The 3541-nt window shown below is 71.4% G+C and carries 2 protein-coding genes; both read right to left on the reverse strand.

Features of this window, described 5'->3' with window-relative positions; all coding sequences use genetic code 11:
• Nucleotides 1-1187 (reverse strand): aminomethyl transferase family protein (locus ACESL7_RS14405; RefSeq protein ID WP_372893994.1); only part of this gene is annotated, 1187 nt, incomplete at its 3' end.
• Nucleotides 1188-1610: 423 nt separating this feature from the next.
• The coding region (locus tag ACESL7_RS14410; RefSeq protein ID WP_372893995.1) for a xanthine dehydrogenase family protein molybdopterin-binding subunit at nucleotides 1611-3541 on the reverse strand (1931 nt) is incomplete at its 5' end.

Consider the following 3541-nt stretch of genomic DNA (forward strand, 5'->3'; position numbering starts at 1 on the left):
CGCTCGGGAATATCCACGAGCTCGCCGCGCGGGATGCGGCGCTCGGCGTCGTACATCGGCAGCGCGCAGGTCTCGGCCGCGCGGGTGATGCCGTCCCGGCAGGTGACCTCAAGCAGCGATCCGGGGCCGAGCTCCGGGTCGTCGAGCCGCACGATCGCCACGCCGCATTGCTGGTAGGGCGACCAGGCGGTGGAACAGACGCGCCCGGCCGGCATGTCCGCGCGGCCGAGCACCGGGCCGAGGCGCGCGACGCCCTCCGGCACGCGCAGCCCCCACGTCCGGCACCGACGGTCGGCGCGCTCGAGCGCGGCCTTGCCCACGTAGTCGTCCTTCCTGAGGCTCACCATCGCGCCCAGACCGGCCGCGAAGGGCGTCACGCTGCCGTCGAAATCCGCGCCCGCGTTCAGGAGCCCCGCCTCGATGCGGCGCGCCCCGCCGATGGCGACCGGCGTCAGCCCGTAAGGGGCGCCCGCCTCGAGAAGCCGCGCGCCGACAGCCTGCGCGTCGATCTCGGGGCCGAGGTAGATCTCCCAGCCGAGCTCGTTGGTGAAGCCGGTGCGCGTGATCACCACCTCCTGCCCGGCGATGTGGACCCGCGCGGCGTCGAAATAGCCGAAGGGCTCCGGAAAGGCCCCGTCCACCGCCGCCGCGAGCACGCGCAGGGACTCCGGTCCCTGCACCTGGCTGATCCAGACCTCGGGGTCGACAACCGCCACGTCGAGGCCCTGCGCATGTGCGCGCAGCCAGTGCGTCAGGTCGCCGTCGGCCTGCCCGTACCAGAAGCGATCCTCGGCGAGGCGCACGAGCACGCCGTCGAGGATCATGCCGCCGTCCGCGTAGCAGGCGATCTGGTAGCTGCACCGCCCGACGCGTGTCTTGGCGACATCGCGGGTGAAGACGCGGTTCAGAAGTCGCTCCGCGTCGGGGCCGCGCACCTCGATCGGCAACTCGCCCGTGTGGCGCAGGATCGCGTGGCGGCGCAGGCGCCAGTAGGCCTCGTCCGGCGGAATGGCCCCCATCGCCACGGCCGTGAGGCGGCGATTGTAGAGCGTGTATTCCGGCGCATGGGCCAATTCCTGGTGCACCAGCGGATGCGTCGCCATCGTGCCGGCGAACTCGCTCCGGTGTTGCCCGTCGCCCGTTCGCGGCAGAACCGCGAAGCGCAGATCGTCCGTGAAGTCCCGCATGGCTCCTCCTCCTGCGTTCGGTGGCGATCCGACCGGTGCGCCGGCGTCGTCGCGCTGACGACCCGGTATGCCGGACGACAACGGAAAGTCCTTGGCAAGGGTTCCGTCTGCCGTGGCGTGATCCTGCCCCCGATCCCCGCCGGGCGCGTGCCCAAGTGCGTCTCTTCTTCGTGCACGGACGACATTCCCGCCGCTTCGAGCAGGCGGTGGCCACGCGCGGTCGCCGCGGCGCAGTCCGGAGGTGGACGTCGGCCGAGGCGCGCGCGAGCACGGCCCCGAATGGCGGGACGGCGCTCCCTGCCGCGGTTCTCCCTGCCGGTGCGGGTGCAGGCCCGTCTTTTCAAGCGGCAAGACCGCTGTGGCCGGGCGTCGTGCAAGGCCCTTCCAAGGGCCTTGCAAGCGCCTTCACAAGGCGCTTGCGCCCTACTCCGCCGCCTGCGCAGTCGAGAGCATCTCCCACACGCGACGGGGGGTGAAGGGCATGTCGGCCTGCCGCACGCCCCGATCCCAGAGCGCGTCCTGCACCGCGTTCGCCACCGCGGCGAGCGCGCCGACGGTGCCCGCCTCGCCGCAGCCCTTCATGCCCATGAGGTTCATCACCGAGGGCACCGGCTCCGAGTGGAAGCGATACATCGGCAGGTCGGTGGAGCGCGGCATGGCGTAGTCCATGAAGGTCGCCGTCAGGAGCTGCCCCTCCCCGTCGAAGACCGTGTTCTCGATCAGCGCCTGCCCGATGCCCTGCGCGACGCCGCCGTGCACCTGCCCCTCGGCGAGCAGCGGGTTGATGAGGTTGCCGAAATCGTCGACCACCGTGTAGCGCAGCACGCGCACCTCGCCGGTCTCGGGGTCCGCCTCCACCTCGGCGACATGCGCGCCGTTGGGATAGGATCGCCCCGGCAGCGTCGTGCGTGCCTCGTGGGTCAAGAGATCCTCCCGCCCGTCGGCGCGCGCCATCGCGGCGGCCTCCAGAAGCGTCGGCGTCAGGTTGGACCCCGGCGCGCGGAAGGTCTCGTCGTCGAAGCTCACCTCCGCCTCGGCCACGCCCATCTTCCCGGCGAGGTAGGGGCGGAACGCTGCCACCATCTTCTCGACCGTGGCGAGCGTCGCGGTGTTCTGCACCGTCACCGAACGCGAGCCGCCGGTGCCGCCGCCCTGCCTGATGAGGTCCGAGTCGCCCTGCACCACTCGGATCTTGTCCGCCGGAATGCCCGTCTGGTCCGAGAGGAACTGCGCGTAGACCGTCTCGTGGCCCTGCCCGTTCGACTGCGTGCCGACGTAGATCGCCGCCGTCCCGTCGGCGTGAAACTCGACCCGCGCGCTTTCCGACGGATCGCCCAGGATGCTCTCGATGTAATAGCAGAGCCCGAGCCCCCGGAGCTTGCCGGCCGCCGCGCTCCCGGCCCGGCGCGCGGCGAAGCCGGCGCGGTCGGCCTCGCGCTCGACCCGGTCGAGGAGGCGCCCGAAATCGCCCACGTCGTAACTCTCGCCCGCGACGGTGGTGTAGGGAAATTGCTCGGGCCGGATGAAGTTCCTGCGCCGCAGCTCCCAGGGATCCGCGCCGAGCTCGCGCGCCGCGCGGTCCATCATGCGCTCGATCACGTAGATCGCCTCGGGCCGGCCGGCGCCGCGGTAGGCGTCCACCTGCGTGGTATTGGTGTAGAAGCCCTCCGACCGGAGCCAGGCCACCGGGATGTCGTAGACCCCCGTGAACACCTTCGAGAAGAGCGTGCTCTGCATGAACTGCCCGAAGTTGGAGTTGTAGGCCCCGAGGTTCGAGCGGTTGTGCACCCGGTAGGCGAGGATGCGGTGATCGGCATCGAAGGCGAGCTCGGCGTGCGAGGTCAGGTCGCGCGCCCCGTGGTCCGAGAGCATCGCCTCGGTGCGCTCCGACATCCAGCGCACGGGCCGGCCGAGCACGCGCGCGGCATGGGCGACGACCGCGTACTCCGGGTAGGGCGCGCCCTTCATGCCGAAGCCGCCGCCCACGTCCGGGTTGGTGACCTGCACCGCGTCCTCGGGCAGCTTCAGCGCCTTCACCAGCGCCGATTTCTGCCCCCAGACGCCCTGCCCGTTGATGGCGACGTGCAGCCGCGCGCCGTCCCATTCGGCGTAGCAGCCCCGCGGCTCGAGCGAATTGGTGATCACGCGGTTGTCGTGGATATCGAGCGAGACGGTATGCGCCGCGCGGGCGAAGGCCGCCTCGGTCGCCTCTTCGTCGCCGATGCCCCAGTCGAAGGCGCGATTCTCCGGCGCGCTCGCGTGCAGCGTCTCGCCGCCCGGGGCGATGTCGAGCTTCACGGGCCGGTCCTCGTAGTCGGGCACGACCAGCTCGGCCGCATCGCGCGCCTGCTGCA

Source organism: Rhodosalinus sp., from assembly GCF_041685465.1.
GTDB lineage: Bacteria > Pseudomonadota > Alphaproteobacteria > Rhodobacterales > Rhodobacteraceae > Rhodosalinus.